A 20,611-nucleotide genomic window follows, 5' to 3' on the forward strand; every position below is an offset into this window, starting at 1 on the left:
ATGACCCAAAAAGAACTCGAAAAATACCTTTGGGCCGCTGCTACGCAACTACGAGGCACTATAGACGCTGGCGATTACAAACAATACATATTTCCGTTGCTGTTCTTTAAGCGCATTTGCGATGTGTACGACGAAGAATTTGAAAATGCCCTGGCTGAGAGTGATGGCGATTTAGAGTATGCCGCCTTTGCGGAACACCACCACTTTCAGGTGCCTGAAGGCGCCCATTGGCAAAACGTACGTGAAACTACCACTAATGTAGGCAGCGCCATACAAGAAGCCATGCGTAGCATTGAAAAGGCCAACCCAGATACGCTGTACGGTATTTTTGGCGATGCCAGCTGGACGAACAAAAACCGACTCAGCGATGAAACCCTCACCAACCTTATAGAACATTTCTCTGCCCACAAACTAAGCCTTAGCAATGTGGCCGACGATAAACTGGGCAACGCTTATGAGTACCTGATAAAAGAATTTGCAGACGATAGTGGCCATACGGCTGCCGAATTCTACACCAACCGTACCGTGGTAAAGCTCATGACCAAGATTATGGATCCACAACCGGGGGAGAGCGTGTACGACCCAACCTGTGGTTCTGGTGGTTTATTGCTAAACTGCGCCCTGCATTTAAAAGAGGAAGGTAAAGAATACCGTACCCTAAAATTATATGGCCAAGAGATTAACCTGATTACTAGTGCCATTGCCCGTATGAACATGTTTATGCATGGTATAGAAGAGTTTAGCATTGTACGCGGCGATACCCTGGCCCGCCCCGCTTTTTTACATAATGATGCCTTAAAAACCTTTAATGTAATACTGGCCAACCCGCCCTATAGCATAAAAGCGTGGGACCGTAGCGGTTTTGAAAACGACCCTTATGGCCGTAACCTTTGGGGCACCCCTCCACAAAGTTGTGCCGATTATGCTTTTCAGCAACACATACAGAAGAGTTTAGATGTGCATAATGGCCGCTCCATATCGCTTTGGCCACATGGTATTTTGTTTCGTGAATTTGAAGCGGATATGCGCAAACAAATGGTAGAACAAGATCTGGTGGAATGTGTGATTGGTTTAGGCCCAAACCTTTTCTATAACTCGCCTATGGAAGCTTGCTTATTGATTACAAAAACCAATAAAGAGGCTGAAAAGAAAGGTAAAGTCTTAATTATAAACGCAGTTAAAGAAGTTAGGCAAGATAAAAATATGGCGTTTTTAGACAGTAGCCATATCAACAAAATATATAAAGCCTACTCCAACTTTAAAGATGAAGAAGGATTTGCCAAGGTAATTGAGAATAAAGAAATTCTTGATAATAAGGCAAGTTTGAATATTGCTCAATATGTAAGCAATGTGGATTCGAACACGGAACAAATTAGCATAGACAAGGCGTTATCGGATTGGGAAGACCAATCTGAAAAATTGAAAAAAAGCATGAATGAACTTTTTCAAATCTTAAACTAAGATGGAAGCAATGTTGGAAAAGATAGATTTGAAGAATTTGGACAAAAGTGATTGGCTAACTTTTAAGTTTGAAGAAATTGCCCAAAAGATTTCAAAAACGGTTAAACCCGAAGAAGCCAATGTAGACTTATATGTTGGCCTGGAACATTTGGATGCAGAGGATATTCACATAAGAAGAAAAGGTGTGCCATCCGATGTTAAGGGTGGTAAATTGAGGTGTTATCCTGGTGACATTATTTTTGGCAAACGCCGTGCTTACCAACGTAAAGCCGCTATTGTAGATTTCGATGGCATCTGCTCTGCACACGCTTTTGTATTTAGAGCTAATCCAGTGATAATAGAGCCAAAACTCTTTCCTTTCTTTTTGCATTCTGACCAATTTATGCACCGTATGGTAGATATTTCGGTAGGAGGGCTTTCACCGACCATCAATTGGGGTGACCTAAAAAACCAAGAGTTCCTCCTACCCCCAAAAGACCAACAAGCCCAACTAGCCAAATTACTTTGGGCTATGGATGATGTGATTGAAAAACAGCTAGAAAATAAAATAAAATACGAATTGTTTTATAAACGTTTTTTGTTTGATTCAGTTTCCGGGAAATTGTCTAATCAATTCAAAAATTGGAATGAGCATCTCTTTGGAGAGTTGGGAGAATCTTTCGGAGGATTAAATGGTAAAACCAAAAAGGATTTTGGGGAGGGAAGTCCATACGTTACTTACATGAATGTTTTTTCAAACTCAAAAATAGATCCATCTAAGGTGGACTATGTGAAAATTAAAAACGGTGAGAAACAAAATGAACTAAGGTATGGGGATATTTTAATTACTGGATCATCGGAAACACCACAAGAATTGGGAATGTCATCAGTAGTTTTAGATGATTTAAAGGGATATTTCCTCAACTCATTTTGTTTTGGATTTAGGCTAAATGACTTTAAAACATTACTTCCAGAATATGCCAGATTTTTGATGAGAGGAGAGGAAGTACGAAAGTTTATGTTTAAAAGAGCTCAAGGCTCTACTAGATTTAATTTATCTAAAACAACAGTTAAAGAGAAATTGAAAATTGTTCTGCCAAAAATTGATGAGCAAAAACAGATTGCGGATAAATTAGAGTTCATGGAAAATAATATTTCGTCTTTTGAATCCAAAATCAATAGTTCCAAAGCCTTACAAAAGAGTTTAATTAATCAAGTGTTTTAGGGGATGGGGTATAAAATATTCTATTCATATCAATCTGATATTTCAAAAAAGCTTAATCAATTTTTTATTAGGGAGGCCATAAACGCTGCTATTGATAGGATTAAAGACTATGAAATGGAACCTTTAATTGAAGGTTTTTATGGTGTAGGTGGGAATCCACCGTTAGCTGAAACTATGCTGAAGCAATCCTTTGAATCTGATATCTTTATAGGAGATGTCACTTTTACCTCTTCAAAAATATGGCAATCTAAATGTGTTGCATTTAAAGAAGATGCTAATTCTTATCTGATTGAAATTGAAAAGCCTGTAGATTTAAAACCAGCTCCAAATCCGAATGTGTTAATTGAAACAGGTTATTCTTGGGCATTAAAAACATATGAACGAACAATTTTAGTCATGAACACGGCTTTTGACGACCCTTCTAAATTGCCGGTAGATATGAAAAATATACGATGGCCCATTACATATAATCTTTCGGAGGAAAGATTTGCAAAGCCATCGAAATATAGAAAGGAATTTGAAAATCTTACTAATGCTCTCGAAGAGGCCATAAGAGATGCTATTAATTCAAGTATTAAATATCGAGAAAAAATCTTAAGTCCTTTACAAACTTATCACTCTTGGGCATTACAGCAACGCATTCCGTTCATTTTGACAAGTAAAAACAAGAAAATAATAACTGAACTAAGGGCTCGGGTATCTAAGGATAATCAACCTATTCGAGTTATAGCGCCATCGAGAAGTGGATTGTCCCGATTGTTATTTGAACTTTTTAGAAAGAATGGTGATTTAGAAGAAAAATTGGAGTATTTAAACCGAATTATTTATCACGACTATAACGGAGCTTTTGATGGAGACATATCTAGAAATCTAGCTTTTATAAAAAAACAAAACCTTGACAGTGTATTAATTTTAGATAATTGTCCAGAGCAAAAAATAGAAAAACTAGAAGAACAGTTCTTTGATTCCAAAATAAGACTAATAACCAAAAGTAGAAAAAGTCAAAATGCGTCTAACGAATATGTGATTTCTGAAAGCGATGTATTGGAAATGTGTGTAGAAATATTGGAAACAAAGTTTTCTTACAATAAGGCGGTTGAATTGGCCAATGAACTCAAAGGCAATTTAAAAAAAGTAATTTTAAATCTTAGTGAAAAAGTATCATCCGAAGGTCAAACATCTTCATTGGAATTAATTAAACAGGAAATTGGACAGGGTAACGTTGACAACGGTGCAATAGAGTTATTGACCAATATTTCGCTCTTCAAATATTTAGGGTTTCGACATGGACATGAACATGAATTGCATGCCTTCAGCACACTCTTTTACCCAGGAGAAAACATGGAAGAGGTAAAGTCCATAATTCAAATTTTACTAGAACATAATTTAGTTATCCAGAAAGGAGATTTTGTACATGTACAGATAGATGAAGAGGAATTAGTTTACGAATGGTGGAAGAATATAGATGCAGCAAAAATAGACATTATACATAGTTTAGAAAACAATATATTACTATATCGATTTTTAGAGCAATTACTTAAAACACACAAAAGTAACCTAATACCTTCTCTTGAACACAACTTGTTTGGAACTAACAAATTCCTCGCCAAAAACAATTTTTATACTACTCGGATGGGGCAAAAGTTCCTAAATGATTTGGCTCCCATATACCCAGAAAAAGTTCTTGAATTTTCTGAATCAATAGTAAAAAGTTTACTGAATGGATGAAGATATAATTACCATACTTAATAAGTTATGTAGACGAAAAGTTACTGCTGCAAAAGCCATCTCTTTATTGTATAGATTGTCTATAACGGAAAATGGTTTTAAGGATGATGCGCTAACGTGTATTAGAAACAAGTTTTTTACGCATTCATCCAATAACGCTTTAAATTTTGACAAACGAATTGAGGTTTTAGAAAGATTAAAGAACGAATATGGAATTACAGAATCACTAATTCACATTTATGGTTCTATGTTGAAAACAGATAGATTCTATGGCTCTATTTCAACTGCTTCTGATGAGGATAATTCCCAAGATTTTGACATTCAAGATTCAAAAGAAATTAGTGAATATTATGATTATGCCCTTAAAGGAATCAGTGAAGCCATCGAAAAGGACGAGTCTAATTTTCTAGAATTGATAGAAGAAAAATTAAACGAAAGATTAAGTGAGCAATATAGGTGCGGAAACTCTGTACGCATACTTGAAATAATAAAGCAGCTTGCAATCAAAAAAGGTAAACTTCCCATAAAATTAAGAAGCAATATAGATGGCCTGATACTATCTACTCCAAAACTAAGTGAAAAAGATATTAAGAGTCTTAATGTATTCTTAGAGGAATTTAAAGTACAAACCACAGAAGAAAAACTTACAACAATTGTTATAGAAGCTCCTTATCTAAGTGAGCGCAATGAGCAAGGAGGGTATATTGATATTTCTAAAAAGAGGGCACAAGACCTAGCTAAAAAGTATATTGAAGAGAAGATTGATTGGGAAACCTTTTTACCAAGTCTATTAATTAACGAACAAAAGCAAACATTTCATTTTGCAGAAAAAATTGGTCAAATAGATTATCCTCATGAAGCTTTACTTGAAAAGGCTCTAGATTTTTTGAAAACAATAGATGAGAAAAACCATAATACTTTATTTATTAATGGTTTGGTTCTTGGTGTAGGTAAAAACGAATTTACTAGAAAAGCAATTGAACAATCTTTAAACCATATAAACACAATTGGTCTTGGCGTACATTTAACAAGGTTTTTAAAACCAATTTTGTTTAGTGATATTGATAAAATCAGGCCTTACTTAATACAAAAACCTGATTATTTAAGATTGCTGGAATATATAGATCTTACTAGCTTAAATAACGATGAATTAAAAGAAATAACCTCTTGGTTGAAGACTATTAACTATTCATTTTCATTGGAAGTTATACATGATGTTTTAAGAAAAGAACCAGAGCGCTGGAATGAACTTGAAAATCATATTGAGCTGCTATTATTTATCAAGGGGATACTACGTTATTCGAGTTTTATTAATAGTACGATACATATTGAAGAATTAATAAAACTGTTGATTAATAGCAAACCAGAACAAAATAAAATCGAATTTATTTTAAATGAAATAATCGAATGTTATCAAGATTTCCATTTCCACAATGATACATTATTAAATTCCTTGATTTATTTTCTCCTTGAAAATTACTGGGAAATTTCTTGGACTTATTTAGGAGAGTATATTGGAGATAATAAAAAAATACCTTCAAAACTCAGTTACGTTTTAAATGCATTCAATTTTAATAACTCTAAGCTTTTTGCTTGGGTTAAGGAAAAACCTGGTACCCGGGCAGAAGTGGCTATGGGGTTCATGAACATTTTTAAGAAAACTGATGATACCACTGATAAATTAGAATTTACTCCAAGTGTATTAGAATTGATTGATCAATATGGTAATAATAAAAAAATGTTGAATCGCTTAGACAACTCTTTGACATCATATAGGATTCATTCAATTAGTGGGGAAAAGCTTTATTTAAAAAGAAAAGAATTGGTCCAAACCCTAAACAATCATTCCTTAGAAGAAGTAAGGGAATTCTCTTCAAGAATGTCGGCTAAATTAGATTTGTTGATTGAACAAGAGAAAAACTTTGAGGCCAATTACAACATTGGACACTAATAATTAAGAAATGACCTTACACGAAGCCATACAACAGGTGTTAAAGGAAAAAGCAAGCCCACTATCCGCATCTGAAATTGCAAAGGTTTTAAATGAAAATGGGTTGTATCGTAAGGGCGATGGTTCTTTAATTAAAGGAGGTCAAATCAGTGCTCGTGTAAATAATTATCCACATTTATTAAACAAATTAAATTGTATTGTTTCCCAAAGGAGTGTAACTGGAATACCAGCAATCAAAAAAAGAAAAACAATCAGGAATAGCATATTCGTTAAGACTAACGATAAAACCTCTATCCTGATGGAAACACTAATGAAGCCCAAGAGCTTTAAAGCAATACCAAAAGTTGAGAATAAGGTTCCCGATCGGCCCGGTCTATATTGTATGCGCATAGTAGACCCAACATCATTAATACCTTTATTTGCAGATGTCCTACGGCAAAGAAACCATAACATCATTTATATAGGTTTAGCATCTAAAAGTTTAAAAAAACGTTTTTTAGGGCAAGAACTACGAGCCAAAGGTCATGGCACCTTTTTCAGAAGTTTAGGAGCCGTGTTAGGTTTTACTCCAGAAAAAGGGTCATTGGTTGGAAAGAAAAACCAAAAAAATTACAAATTTTCTTATAAGGATCAAGCAGCAATCATTGACTCTATCAATGAAAACTTCATTGTAAATTGGGTAGAGGTCGATGGCAACATTGACGCTATTGAAAATGAGCTGCTAAAAACATATTTACCCTTGTTGAATTTGGCAGGTAATCCTGGTTAACTAATAGAAGTAACACAATTACGAAATGAATGTAAACGGATAGCGAAAAGTAGCTATTAAAATAAATCGTATGAACTCTAAAAAGGAATTTATTCAATTCATTAATACGATGGAGAAGGCATCGTTAACCAATTTAAATACAAGTTATTCTAAAATAAATGTATCAAAAGAGGTATGGTGGTTGAATGTGGCTACACATAAGTTTGAAAATGATGTTCATTTGCTTTTGAAGAATTATGATGAAATTATCTGGATTTATCTTCCCAAAGACTTTGTAAAAAATCTGAGCTCTTGTTTTAAAATAAGACCGGATAGGGATGCCATAGATTTGGAGATTTCAGCGGACAAAAACTTTATGTATTTACGGGACATCAAATCGGGAGGCAGCGGATTTGACTTTACCCCCTATATTCAAAGAGCAATTTCTATAGAATAGAGGTTTAATTGAATTGATATTTTAGAAAAGAAATGGAGTGGTATCAACCAGATGATAGATGGGAAATATGGGGTATTAACTCAAAAGAAACTTTTGTAGAAAAGTTTGTGGTACCCGGCAAGTTCCATGATAAAGTACCTAAAGATGTGGTAGACGCCTTTAAAACGGTTACCTATCTAATGGCCCATGCGTATTTTTATTACCCAATTTATGATGAAGCTATGAGCAAGGCTTTGCTCATTATGGAGATGGCTGTAAAATTAAAGGCTAAAGATTTAGGTATATCATTAAAAAAACCGGCCAATAAAAAAGGCGTTGTTTATGATAAAAAGCTATTCAAAATCATTGAAGAAGTTTGTGAGCATCCACATTTAGTTTTTTTAAAGCCTGAATTTGATAGAGCAAAAAAAATAAGAAATAGGAAAATGCACCCGAAATCCCATTCGGTTTACGGTGCCCTTGGTTTTACAAATGGCAACACAATGCTTTTTATAAATATCATCAATAAACTTTTCTTAGAAAAAAATCGCTTGCTTCACATATTAAATAGACAAGAAGAACTAAAAAAAGAAATACAACGCTTTAGAGATGGGCGCTATATTTTAACTTTCAATGAACTCAAAATTTTAGTTTGGAAAATTTATGATATAAAATATTTTAAATATCAAGATAAAGAGTTCTTTTATATTTATGTAGGTGTAGTTAGCCAAAATATTGAACAAGACATAGTGCAAAATCGAATTAATCCCTTGGTTATTTCTTTAAGAGAATTGACTATTTCAGAGACAGGGTTTAAAGGATTAGATGTAGATGGATGCCCAGTTAAGCTAACTAAAAATATAGACCTTAGAAATATTCTTTCATACCAGAAATACCATACAGCCAAGTTACAGTTGCCGTTTGATAACTTAAGGTTTTATTTGGAACAAAACGAACGTTTGGTACTCTGGCATTATGAGGAATTAATGTATGAACATTGCTGGTAATGCAAATTCCGTATTCGAATATGGAATATATAGATGTAATAAATTGATAATAAAATAGATATTGATTAATATTGTGTATTCGAATATGGAATATGAATGCATTTAAACAACAAACAATGACGCCTTTAGATTTGGTAATCTTACTTAAGATAGCCAGTTATAAAGATGTATCCTGGTTTCAACAAGATTTGGCCAGTGAATTAGGTATAAGCCAATCTGAAGTAAGCAAGTCGCTCAACCGCTCAAAATATGCAGGGTTATTGCTGCCCAATGGCAAAAACATTTTACCAATGGCCTTCTTAGAATTTTTGCGCTATGGGTTACCTTACGTTTTTCCAGTTAAGCCGGGACCCGTAGTTCGTGGTTTGCCTACTTCGCACTCTGCTAAACCGCTATCTGATGATATTCAAAGTTCAGAAGCTTATGTATGGCCTTATGGTAAAGGTACAGTTCGAGGTCATAGTATTGTGCCCTTATACCCAACTGTACCAGAGGCTGCTTTAAAAGATGAAAACTTGTATGAACTGTTGGCATTGGTAGATGCACTCCGTGTAGGGAGAGCTAGAGAAAAGGAACTTGCTATAAAGGCATTAAAACACCACTTAGCTCTTGGAGAATAGAGTTATAAATATAGCCGTGGTGGCCGAGATAGCAGCAGCACTTAAAGATATTAAGGAAGAAATGGTGTTTGTTGGAGGTGCCGTGGTTAGTTTATATACAGATGACCCTGCCGCTGACGAAATAAGACCTACTCAAGATATTGATTTGACCATCAATATTATCAATTTAAACCACTGGGAAAAGGTACAAGAAAAATTAAGTGCTCTAGGCTTTTACCCAGACCCTTATGGCCATGCTATTTGCAGTTATAAATACAAGGATATACCCGTAGATATTATGGCCGCTGAAGATGGCCCTTTAGGACCAGCAAATAGATGGTACAAAATAGGATTCAAAAATTTATGGTCAGCCACGGCTAAAGACCAAGACATAAAAATCCTTTCTGCACCCTGTTATCTAGCTACCAAATTTGAAGCTTTTAATGACCGCGGAACAGATTATAGAACGAGCCATGATGTAGAAGACATTGTTAATGTGTTGGATAACCGAATTAATATTGTACAAGAAATAAAAGAGGACAATCCAAGCGTTCAGGCATTCATTATACAACAGTTGAAAGTAATAATCGAAAAAGGATTGCTTCAAGAAACACTAGTGTCTCATATTCATCCTTTAGTTATTACCGAAAGGTTACCAATTGTAAACGAAAAAATAACTCAAATACTTGATTAAAAATGGGGTTTAACGAACTAAACAGTGTAGAACACTATATTATACATCAATTAAGTGGGGTTAATTTAAACGATAAAGTTTCCGAACCACAATCGGCCTATGGAGCTACTTGGCAATACCAATCTGCCTCGTCGTTAAGCCGAAACACCACAGAAGTTTTGGTAGAAACCGAAGTTAAAAAAGCATTAGTTCGTTTAAATCCGGAAATAAAAGCTAATCCCAATTTAGCAGATGAAGTAATTTACAAGCTACGGGCCATATTATTAATGGTAAACCAAGTTGGTTTGGTTAAAGCCAATGAGGCGTTTTTTGAATGGCTAAGTGGTGATAAAAGTATGCCCTTTGGTGAGAACAACCGCTATGTTCCTGTACGCCTAATAGATTTTGACGACCTTAGTAATAATAGCTATATGGTCACCAATCAATATCACGTACGGCATAGAGAAACTAAAATTCCAGACATTGTTTTATTAATTAACGGTATACCGGTAGTGGTGGGTGAGGCTAAGACACCCATACGTTCCAGTATTAGTTGGGCAGATGGTGCCCATGAAATACATGAGGTTTATGAAAATACCATTCCACAGTTGTTCGTTCCCAACATCTTATCTTTTGCCACAGCAGGTAAAGAGTTGTATTACGGTGCCATACGCTGCCCCTTAAATTACTGGGCGCCATGGCGGTTAGAGAATGATGAAGATGCTATAGCCAAACGTCTAGGATTAGGGGAAGTAGGCAAAGAATTGTCAGATTTATTGAGTCCGGCAAGGCTGTTAGACATATTGCGGCATTTTAGTCTCTTCTCAACGGACAAACGTAAACGAAGATTAAAAATCATTCCTCGTTTTCAACAATATGAGGGTGCCAACAAAATTGTAGAACGCGTAAAAGATGGCCGTATTAAGAAAGGCCTAATATGGCACTTTCAAGGTTCAGGTAAATCTTTTTTAATGGTTTTTGCTGCCCAGAAACTCCGTAAAACGGCGGAGCTTAAAAGTCCTACGGTTATCATTTTAGTAGACCGTACCGATTTGGATACCCAGATTTCGGGAACCTTTAATGCTGCGGATATCGCCAATGTAGAAACTACAGATAGTATTAAAGAATTGCAAACTTTATTGGAGCGTGATACTCGTAAGATTATTGTTTCCATGATTTTCAAATTCCGGGATGCCAAGCCCAACATGAACACCCGGGATAATATTATTGTTCTAGTCGATGAGGCACACCGCACTCAAGAGGGCGATTTAGGCCGACAAATGCGTGCGGCATTGCCCAATGCGTTTTTATTTGGCCTTACAGGAACTCCTGTAAATAAAGCTGATAAAAATACCTTTTGGGCCTTTGGAAGTAGTGAGGACGATGGTGGTTATATGTCCAGGTATACCTTTCAAGATTCTATTAGGGATGACGCTACACTACCACTACATTTTGAACCCAGATTAGTTGATGTACATGTAGACAAGGAAAATATTGACAGAGCCTTTGAAGAGTTTAAAGAAAGTGCGGCCCTAACGGATGAAGAGGCAGATGCCCTAAATAAAAAGTCGGCTAAAATGGCTGCTTTTCTAAAATCACCAGAACGGGTGACAAAAATTGTAAAGGATATAGCCACACATTTTACAGAAAAGGTGGAGCCACACGGATTTAAAGCCATGATAGTTACGCCAGACCGCTATGCTTGTGTGCAATACAAAGAAGAACTAGATACTTATTTTTCTAAGGAAGCCTCAAAAGTTATTATTTCAACATCGACAAATGATAAACTGGAATTCAAACAAAAGTGGGGCGTTGATACGAGTACGCAAGAAAAAATTATAGAAATATTCAATGACCCATCTTCCGAATTAAAGTTTATCATCGTTACTGCCAAACTATTGACTGGGTTTGATGCACCCATCCTACAGACCATGTATTTAGACAAATCATTAAAAGACCATACGCTGTTACAGGCTATTTGTAGAACCAATAGGTTATATCCAAACAAGAACTTTGGGAGGATTGTAGATTATTTTGGAGTTTTTGATGATGCGGCAAAAGCACTTCAATTTGATGAAGAAAGTGTAAAAACCATCATATCCAATCTTTCAGAATTACGGGAAAAGTTTCCTGAGGCTATTCGGGATGCCCTTAGTCACTTTGAAGGAGTAGATAGATCACTAGATGGTTTTGAAGGATTGGAAGCTGCTCAAAACGCCATAAAAACGGATGAGGCAAAAGATGCCTTTGCAAAGGACTTTAAATATGTTTCTAAGTTGTGGGAGTCCCTTTCTCCAGATGCTATTTTGGATAGTTATGCAGAGGATTACAAATGGTTGTCCCAGGTATTTGAATCGGTTAAACCACCCGTAGAAAATATGGGTAAATTGCTTTGGTTTACATTGGGAGCCCAAACCACAAAATTAATACATGAGAACATACATGTGGGGGAAGTACATCAATTGGATGAGTTTATCTTAGACGCTGATGTAATTGAGGAAATCTTTAATAATCCCGACCCAAAAAACGCCAAAAAGCTAGAGAAAATCTTAATCAAGCGTTTTAAAAAGCATGCTGGTAACCCCAAGTTTAAATCGCTAAGTGAACGTTTAGAAGCGCTTCGGGATAAAGCAGAACAGGGATTGATTACCTCCATTGAATTTGTAAAGGAACTTTGCAAATTAGCAAAGGAAACGGTACAAGCAGAAAAGGAATTGGATGCCTTTATTCAAGAAAAAACACCCAAAGCTGCCCTAACGGAACTATTTTTGGAATTGAAGACAGAGCAAACACCAGCAGTTGTAGAGCGTATTGTCAATGATATAGATGCCCATGTAAGAATGGTTAGCTTTGATGGATGGCAACAGACTAGCAACGGAGAACGTGAGGTTCAAAAATCCTTACGTAAAATTCTCTGGGCCAAATACAAAATTAAAGACCAACTCTTATTTGACAGGGCTTACGCATATATTAAAGAATACTATTAAATTTTAATGGAATAAATATAAATGTGTTTAACAGAAGGAGTATCTTGTTGCTATTTAGGTGGCAATTTAAAATAGAATGGAAGGCTAAAGCAATAATGCCGCTGCTTCATCCAAAACGGAATTTCCCAATTCTTTTAAATAAACTTGGGTAGTAGTTAGGTCTTTATGTCCTAAAGATTCACCAATAATATCTGTTGCCACACCTTTTTGTTTTAAGCAATTGGCAAAACTATGTCTAGCAACGTAGCTAGAAAGGGGTTTATTAATTTGGCAGAGATTAGCAATTTCCTTAAGGTCTCTATTATATTTAGCCAATGTCTTTTTCTTGCGGTGTTCAATTTGGTTAGGCTTTAAGCCATTTTTCAATAAAATCGGGAAAACATAATCTGTAGGTAGGGCATGTTCTTTGTAATAGCTTAAAATTTCTTGGACAGGTGGTAGTATGGTTATTACAAAACGACCTTTAGTTTTATTACGAATATAGGTAATGGTTTGCCCGTCAATGTCGCTCCACTTTAGAACCATCATGTCTGCGAAATTCATGCCTCTAGTATAAAAGCTGAAAACAAAGTAATTACGTGCATCAAAAAGATGTAAATGTTTGGTAGTATCTAGGGATATAATTCTACAGACTTGTTCGTAATTAAGTGCTTTCTTTATTCCTTTTCCTTTCAATCTAGATATTTTATATGTGGTAAAGGGATGTTTATCTACTTTAAAGAGATTACGTTCAAGGCCTTTATTGTAAACAGCTCTAATAGTTCTCATTTTTATGCTAATACCACCGTCAGTGCCACCTCTTGACCTTAACCATGCCTCATATTTATTTAATAAGGCATTTGTGATATCCAAGAAATTAACTTTACTGGAAGGATTAAATTTTCTAAACGATTTCATTGTTTCTTCATACATTCTCGCATTGCCAACCCTACCTGCAAGGTTCATTTCTTCTATTACTTCTTCCCAAAAAGGAAACATTAAACTATTAGCGGGGTTGGATTCCTGTCTAAAGTGCTTTTCAAATTCCTCAAGACTAAAATAGTCTTTCGTTTTAGCTAATTCTGTATAGGTGTCAATTGCTCTATCTTTAATTTTCAAAAGAAGTTGATTTTGTTTCATGTAGCCTTTACGGTTTTTATTGAAACATCCAGAACCAGAATCCCATTCGTTCTCAGTGCTATTGAATGGGGTATTAAAATATTTAGTTTTTCTATCTTTCGTAATTCTTAAGCAAATAGGAAAAGTTCCATCAGAAAGCTGTTTTTTTCTTAAAACGATTTTAATACTAGACATAGGCTAACTCTTTTAGGTACAACATGGGTACAACATGGGTACAACAAATTGGACATTTAACAACTATTTAATGACAGCTAAAGCAAATTTAAAAAATGCAACTAACTGTAAATCAATATAAATGAAAGTTAATGACATTAAATGAAACCTGTTTATTAACGACTGTCACGCAGGGGGTCGCGGGTTCGAGTCCCGTCCAGACCGCAAAAAGCCTCAACTTACGTTGAGGCTTTTTTGTTTCTGTATGTTATCTAACAAATCCGTTTGCTCTGGCATGCACTACAGCTTCGTCTGTGTGGCTAATCAGCTGAATATTAATATCGGTGGTTGCTTCTATTCGCTTTTTAATGTCTTTCATCTTATTTTGGTCCGTGACGGTGCGTATGTAAATGGCTTTAATGCGGTTAGGAAATTGTTTTGCGATGGCCATGTAAATATCATGATCAATATCTGCTGCATCCCCAATCAAAACAAAAGGCAGATTGGGATAGGTTTCTAATAGGTGTACTATTTTTATATACTTATTTTCTTCCTTAAAACTGGTTTTCTTCTTGTTTTCCAACCCCATGTCTCTTAACAAGAGTACACCTTTAGGAAATTTCTGATAGTTTAAAAACTCTGCAAGATATTCATATAAATTCCAAGGGCTGTTAGATAGGTAAAAGAAGGGGTTGTCATCTTGTCCACTTATACCCTTGCGCAACATTTGATAAAATTCTTGAGCGCCCTCTAAAGGCATTCGCTGGTTTGTGTGGGTAAAAAAGGAGTTAACAATAACTTTCCATTTAAATGCCGAAGATATGCCCGTACGTATTACGGTGTCATCCATATCAGAAATAATACCGTATTGTGCAGAAGCTAGAGGTTTAAGAATTTCGTCTTTTATGGTAAAGGGTTTGCCTGCGTAAGTTAATGAATAGTGTATGGGATGCCACTCCTTGTCAAGAGAATTTGTTTTAAATGCTTCGTCTAAATATACATAGCCTTCTGCATCTGATGTAAGACTAGTATTAAAGTCATTAGCGGTTACCGTAACTACAACGCCTTCTTTCTCATCGCTTTCAAAACGTTTATAGCTGTTATATAAATTCTTTAAAAAGCCATCGTCTTCTTCGTGCGTAATACCTTCGTCCTCTAAAACTCTAGCCTGACCATAAATTCTATCATTATTAGCGTAACCTCCAAATGGGATAATGATTACTGGATCTGGGTCGTCTGTGAGGCGAGAGATAAACTGAAACATATTTTTTATTGCAATTTAGCTGTAATGATAAGGCATGAGTAACGGTATTCCATTTAAAACGGATGCTATTGTATTGGATTGTTTTTTAGACATTAAAAATAGCTTTTTATGTAGGAAAATATTGTTCTTTTTAAGAATAAACTTACGGCAAAACTTAATATATTGTATATTGTAGGTTAAAATATTGCTACACATCCTATAACGTCCCACACCATGGTTCAAAGTCTATCGATTTTCACCAAACTATCTATACCTATTCTTTTATTAGATGAAAATTTTGTGATACAAGGATTTTCGGATGGTTTTCTTAAAGAATTTAGTGCCAAGGCCGCAATTTTAGGATTGTCATTAAAAAATCTATCTTCTAATCTACCAGAAAAATTAATTAAGGATGTAGAGGGGGCGCTATGGTCTAAGAATGTAATATATGGTGAAGGAAAAATAGTATCTAAGGAAGGTAAATTGCAATGGTATAAATGGGAAATTACTACCGTAAAGGAAGAAGATATTACCCTATTGATTACTATAGAGAACCATACTAAATCTAAAATTGCAGAGGAACTCTATAAAACTTCTGAACAAGTATCACGTACAGGTAGCTGGGAAGCAGATTTGATTAACAATACCTTGTATTGGTCAGACATGACCAAGATTATTCATGAAGTTCCACTAGATTATGTTCCTAGCTTAGAAACTGGAATTAATTTTTATAAAGCCGGGCGTAGTAGAGATGTCATTACTCAATGTGTTGAAGAAGGTATTTTAACAGGTAAACCATGGGATGTAGAACTGCAAATTGTTACGCAAAAAGGTAGAGTTTTATGGGTGCATGCAAAAGGTGATGCAGAAAGGGAAAACGGTAGATGTGTACGTTTGTTTGGTACTTTTCAAGATATAGATGCACAAAAGAGAGCCGAATTAGAATATCAAAAAATGGCCAATAGATTAACGTTGGCAACTGCTAAAACAGGTATTGGCATTTGGGAGTTCGATTTAAAATCTCAAGAAGTTTTTTGGGATGAAACGCTTTGCAAAATATTTGGTTATCAAAAGCAACATCATGTTAATATTTTTGAATATTGGAAAAAAAATATTTCTAAAAACGAATTAAAAAAAATATATCAAGCAGTAGACAAGGCCACTCCAGAAAATAATAAATACAATGCAACCTATAAGTTTGACAAGCCTGGTGAAGGTATTAGATGGATTAAAGCGGTAGGGACTATTCTATTTAATTCTCTAGGAGAGAAAATAAAAGTAATTGGCGTTTCTGAAGACATTACTGAAATTAGGCGTACGCAATTAAAGTTGAGTACCGTAGAAAAAAGTATGGAATCTACTTTTTATAATTCTACAGTAGGTATGGCTTTAGTAGAAACGGAAGGTGTTATAAAACAAGTAAATACTGCATTTTGTAAGAGCTTTGGTTATATAGAAAACTATCTAATAGGTAAAAACATTAGAACTTTTGTACATCCGGATGAATATTTAGAAAGAAGAGAAAGCATTAAGCAAGTTGTAAATGGTCGCCTAGATAACTATCAAGAAGAAACAAGGTTTTTAAATAAAGAGGGGGGTACCATTAATGTAATTTTAAATGTAACTCCCTATAAAAATTTTAATGACAATGTAACCCATCTAGTGGTACAACTAGTAGACATAACCAATCTAAAAGAAACAAAGAAAAAATTAGAAGGTCTTTTAGATATTAGTTCTAAACAGAATGAAAGTTTACTCAATTTCGCTCATATTGTATCGCACAATTTACGTTCTCATGCCTCTAATTTAATGATGATTACCAGTTTAATGTTGGACGATGATATTGAGGAAGAAGAACGTATGCAAACTATAAAAATGTTGCAAGAAGCTTCTGACGGGCTAAATGACACCATAGTCCATTTAAACGAAGTGGTGCAAGTAAAAACAAATGCCAATATAGACTTAAAACCCATACAACTACAAGCTCAGATTAATGCCGTTGTTCAAAACTTAGCTGCTCTTATAGAAAAAAGCGGAGTAAGCATTACCATATGTTGTAATCAAACCATTAAAGTAGCTGGTGTAACAGCCTACGTAGAAAGCATTATTCATAACCTTATTACCAATGCCATAAAATATAGGGACAGTAGCAAAAAAGCTTTTATAAAAATAAATGTAAGTACCACAGCTAAAAAAGTGAAGTTGACAGTAGAAGACAATGGTCTAGGCATAGATTTAAAAAAACATAGGAGTAAGCTTTTTGGTATGTATAAAACCTTTCATAATCATCCGGAAGCAAAAGGAGTTGGGCTCTATATCGTTAAAAATCAAGTAGAAGCAATGGGTGGAAAGATCACAGTGAAAAGTGAGTTGAAAAAAGGTTCAACGTTTACTGTGGAACTAAACATGGCTAATTGATTTTTTTAGTGATTCAACGGTATTGGCTTTTTTAACATACATCCTTATCAATTGTGGGTAAATAGTAGACTATTTGAATTTTGTCAATTTTGAGTGGGTGCACAAATTAGTTCTTGTAAATAGTAACCCCATAGAATTTATACAATACAATAGAATTGTGTTGAATGATATGTGTATAGCAATAAAATAGAGGTGTAAACCTAATGTGTTTTCTTGTTTGGGTATGGGGCGGGTACCTAGTTTATCTACAGTATAAGTCCATTCGTCTACACTAACAACCACTTAGCGGCAATATAAGGATTTTCGCTAGTTCCTTACACTATTTTTGGAGTGTCAAATAAGCAATAAAATTGTTTTAAAGACACTAAGTTACTATCAAAATGGGGATAGTAACATGGGTTTATCTATTTTAGGGTAGATATTTTGGGAGCTGATGAAAACACCTTCGATTACCGAAGGTGTTTTTGCATTTTAAGCTATGCCACGTACAGCAGTTGCATTAACTTTAAGGCAACAGATTTTAATACTTATGGACTTAGTAATAGGGATAGATATAGGTGGTACAAAAACCAAGATAGGATTAGTAAATAAAGAAGGTGTTTGCCTAGAAAAAACATTCTTTAGAACAAGAGAATTCACAGATTTAGATGATTTTCAATTTAAAATTAAGCAAGAGGTAACCCAACTTTTAGAAAAGGTTACAGGAGCTCCTAAAATTTTGGGCTGCGGCATCGGAGCGCCAAACGCTTCTAGTAAAAGGGGAACCATAGAGAACGCTGCAAATTTACAATGGAAAGGCAGCGTGCCATTTATAGAAAAGATGCAGGAGAAAATGCCAATGCCTATGCGCTTAATGAATGATGCCAGTGCAGCTGCCTTGGGCGAATTACTCTTTGGTAACGGCAAAAAAATGCAAGATTTTATTGCAATAACCTTGGGTACTGGCTTTGGTGCAGGTATTGTTGCAAATGGCAGACTGATAGATGGTTTTGATGGCTTTGCTGGAGAATTGGGTCATGTAGATATGACTATTGGTGACGGCAGACTCACGGGTTTAGGGGTGCCTGGCGGATTAGAAGCTTACGTGTCTGCTACAGGTTTAAAACGTACTATCATGTACATGCAAAGTAAGTATATGGAAGAAAGTAGGTTTAGGAGTATTGCTTATAAAGATTTGCATGGAGAAGATATCACCAAAGCAGCAGAAGAAGGGGATACTTTAGCACTAAAAGCGTTTGATTATACAGCTAAAATTATGGCAAAGGCGCTCGCCAATTTTACAGCCTTTACCCAACCAGAAGCATTTATTTTAATGGGCGGATTGGTTAATAGTGGTAAATGGATTTTAGAACCCTTAGATCGCTACTTAAATACATACCTTTTAGAGGTCTATCGGGGTAAAGTAAAATTACTCACCTCTGGTATGGAGGGTAAAACAGCTGCCATATGTGGTGCAGCTGCATTAATTTGGGAAAATCATCAAACCCAATAAAACTTTTTTATCTTTGCAATGTTGTGTTGTGTTCCGATGTGATATCGGGACCGGTGTGCATCCAAAAAAAGATGTAAACCAATGAAAGGCTTTCCGTGTGGGAGGCTTTTTTTGTTTGATATAAATTCTCTTTTAAAATAATAGACTTCTTTAATTTTTTGATGTTTATGGCTTCTAAAATACAAAGCAGAAAACGCGCATAATTGCAAGGTGTTGATCTGTTGTTAAGAAACTAGAAGGGCTTATAGCATTTCTTATTTTTGAAAAAAACTAATAGATGATATTTGATTTAATAGCAAATAGACGTTCGGTCTTTCCTCCGCAATTCATAGATAAACCTATCGCCAAAGAAACCTTAGAGAAAATTTTGGAGGCGGCTAATTGGGCGCCTACCCACAAAAAAACTGAACCCTGGCGGTTTAAAGTGCTTACTTCTGCCGAAAAGAAAGCAGAACTAGGAAAATTCTTGTCGGATAAATACCAAGAAGTAGACCCAAAACCAAAACAGATTACCATTAAAAAATTACAGGATAACCCAGAACGTTCAGCAGCCGTGATTGCCATTTGTATGCAACGCGATCCAAAAGAAAGTTTACCGGAGTGGGAAGAAGTAGCAGCTGTTGGTATGGCCGTGCAAAACATGTGGCTGTGTTGTACAGAATTAGGTATTGGAGCTTACTGGAGTTCTCCTGGCCTAATCAAGTTTATGGGCGAGTATTTTGATTTTAACGAAGGCGAAAAATGTCTAGGCTTTTTCTACATGGGCTATTTTGAGGGCGATTTACAACAAGGACAACGTAGCCCAATTAAAGACAAAGTAATTTGGTTAGATTAACTGCCAAAACTGAATAGCTCAGGGCCGTACTCTATGGCTTTCCATACAAATAAACCAAAATAGATAACGGTTACTATAAACTTTAAAAACGTTCCCGTTAAAAAACCAATAAAAGAACCAAAAGCCGCTTTAAGAGCGCGTTTTTGGTCTTTATTATGGATTAGCTCACCCACCATAGCGCCAATAAATGGCCAGATAATAATACCGAATGGGCCAAAAACAGGTACAAATATGGCCAATAATAGTCCTATTATGCTACCCCACATGCCGTATTTACTACCGCCAAATTTTTTGGTACCTGCCGCAGGTATAACATAGTCTAGAATGGTAATGGTCAGCGCAATAATTAATAGTACAATAAGATATACCCAATTGTCTGGTACTGGTTTAGTCATATGCAAAAGCATAATGCCAACCCAGCTAATCGGTGGTCCAGGCAATACTGGTAAAAAACTACCCAATATCCCAATTAGGGTACACAAAAATCCAATAATCAATAATACTATATCCATATCGGTTTATAAGACTAAATTTACGACATAATGTTACAATTTAGT

Annotated in this window: 16 protein-coding genes; 13 read left to right on the forward strand and 3 right to left on the reverse strand. The window is 35.4% G+C overall.

Annotation, left to right across the window (positions count from 1 at the left end; genetic code table 11):
- From FBT53_RS01350 to FBT53_RS01395, 10 genes are all read left to right on the forward strand, one after another.
- A complete protein-coding gene (locus FBT53_RS01350) occupies positions 1 to 1,461 on the forward strand; it encodes a class I SAM-dependent DNA methyltransferase (protein WP_136949377.1) in 1,461 nt (486 codons plus the stop codon).
- Position 1,462: 1 nt separating this feature from the next.
- Positions 1,463 to 2,665 (forward strand): restriction endonuclease subunit S, encoded by a 1,203-nt coding sequence (locus FBT53_RS01355; RefSeq protein WP_136949378.1) that lies wholly within the window; start codon positions 1,463 to 1,465, stop codon positions 2,663 to 2,665.
- Positions 2,666 to 2,668: 3 nt separating this feature from the next.
- Complete coding sequence (locus FBT53_RS01360) at positions 2,669 to 4,393, forward strand: hypothetical protein (protein WP_136949379.1); 1,725 nt, start codon at positions 2,669 to 2,671, stop codon at positions 4,391 to 4,393.
- Complete coding sequence (locus tag FBT53_RS01365; RefSeq protein WP_136949380.1) at positions 4,386 to 6,344, forward strand: hypothetical protein; 1,959 nt, start codon at positions 4,386 to 4,388, stop codon at positions 6,342 to 6,344. The genes FBT53_RS01360 and FBT53_RS01365 overlap by 8 nt, the downstream gene beginning before the upstream one ends.
- Positions 6,345 to 6,354: 10 nt before the next feature.
- Positions 6,355 to 7,113, forward strand: coding sequence for a GIY-YIG nuclease family protein (locus FBT53_RS01370; RefSeq protein ID WP_136949381.1), 759 nt, complete (start codon positions 6,355 to 6,357; stop codon positions 7,111 to 7,113).
- Positions 7,114 to 7,183: 70 nt separating this feature from the next.
- On the forward strand, positions 7,184 to 7,549 hold the full coding sequence (locus FBT53_RS01375) for a hypothetical protein (RefSeq protein WP_136949382.1): 366 nt from the start codon (positions 7,184 to 7,186) through the stop codon (positions 7,547 to 7,549).
- 32 nt (positions 7,550 to 7,581) lie between these two features.
- Positions 7,582 to 8,535, forward strand: a complete 954-nt coding sequence (locus FBT53_RS01380) for a hypothetical protein (RefSeq protein WP_136949383.1) — start codon at positions 7,582 to 7,584, stop codon at positions 8,533 to 8,535.
- A 92-nt stretch (positions 8,536 to 8,627) separates the two neighbouring features.
- The gene (locus tag FBT53_RS01385; protein ID WP_240729740.1) at positions 8,628 to 9,155 is read left to right on the forward strand and encodes a hypothetical protein; all 528 of its coding nucleotides are present in this window, start codon (positions 8,628 to 8,630) and stop codon (positions 9,153 to 9,155) included.
- Complete coding sequence (locus FBT53_RS01390; RefSeq protein ID WP_136949384.1) at positions 9,145 to 9,828, forward strand: nucleotidyl transferase AbiEii/AbiGii toxin family protein; 684 nt, start codon at positions 9,145 to 9,147, stop codon at positions 9,826 to 9,828. Before FBT53_RS01385 ends, FBT53_RS01390 begins: the two co-directional genes overlap by 11 nt.
- 2 nt (positions 9,829 to 9,830) lie before the next feature.
- The gene (locus tag FBT53_RS01395) at positions 9,831 to 12,794 is read left to right on the forward strand and encodes a type I restriction endonuclease subunit R (RefSeq protein WP_136949385.1); all 2,964 of its coding nucleotides are present in this window, start codon (positions 9,831 to 9,833) and stop codon (positions 12,792 to 12,794) included.
- Positions 12,795 to 12,878: 84 nt separating this feature from the next.
- Here the strand turns inward: FBT53_RS01395 and FBT53_RS01400 are convergent, their stop codons facing one another.
- Together FBT53_RS01400 and FBT53_RS01405 are read right to left on the reverse strand one after the other, a co-directional pair.
- Positions 12,879 to 14,087: a site-specific integrase gene (locus FBT53_RS01400; protein WP_136949386.1), complete on the reverse strand. Its 1,209-nt coding sequence runs from the start codon at positions 14,085 to 14,087 to the stop codon at positions 12,879 to 12,881.
- Between the two features lie 247 nt (positions 14,088 to 14,334).
- Positions 14,335 to 15,330: an App1 family protein gene (locus FBT53_RS01405; protein ID WP_136949387.1), complete on the reverse strand. Its 996-nt coding sequence runs from the start codon at positions 15,328 to 15,330 to the stop codon at positions 14,335 to 14,337.
- Between the two features lie 213 nt (positions 15,331 to 15,543).
- On the opposite strand from FBT53_RS01405, the gene FBT53_RS01410 reads away from it, so the two are divergent.
- The 3 genes from FBT53_RS01410 (at position 15,544) to FBT53_RS01420 (ending at position 20,054) form a co-directional block, all read left to right on the forward strand.
- Entirely contained in the window at positions 15,544 to 17,727 is a 2,184-nt protein-coding gene (locus FBT53_RS01410; RefSeq protein WP_136949388.1) for a PAS domain-containing sensor histidine kinase, read from the forward strand.
- Between the two features lie 478 nt (positions 17,728 to 18,205).
- Positions 18,206 to 19,219 (forward strand): ROK family protein, encoded by a 1,014-nt coding sequence (locus FBT53_RS01415; protein WP_240729741.1) that lies wholly within the window; start codon positions 18,206 to 18,208, stop codon positions 19,217 to 19,219.
- Positions 19,220 to 19,496: 277 nt separating this feature from the next.
- Positions 19,497 to 20,054 carry a nitroreductase gene (locus FBT53_RS01420; RefSeq protein ID WP_136949389.1) on the forward strand — a complete coding sequence of 186 codons (558 nt, stop codon included), beginning with the start codon at positions 19,497 to 19,499 and terminating at the stop codon, positions 20,052 to 20,054.
- Here the strand turns inward: FBT53_RS01420 and FBT53_RS01425 are convergent.
- Positions 20,051 to 20,566: a DUF456 domain-containing protein gene (locus tag FBT53_RS01425; RefSeq protein WP_136949390.1), complete on the reverse strand. Its 516-nt coding sequence runs from the start codon at positions 20,564 to 20,566 to the stop codon at positions 20,051 to 20,053. The genes FBT53_RS01420 and FBT53_RS01425 overlap by 4 nt on opposite strands.
- Between the last annotated feature and the right edge of the window lie 45 nt (positions 20,567 to 20,611).

Origin of the sequence: Flavobacterium sp. ASW18X (assembly GCF_005144745.1) — a bacterium.
GTDB lineage: Bacteria > Bacteroidota > Bacteroidia > Flavobacteriales > Flavobacteriaceae > Croceivirga.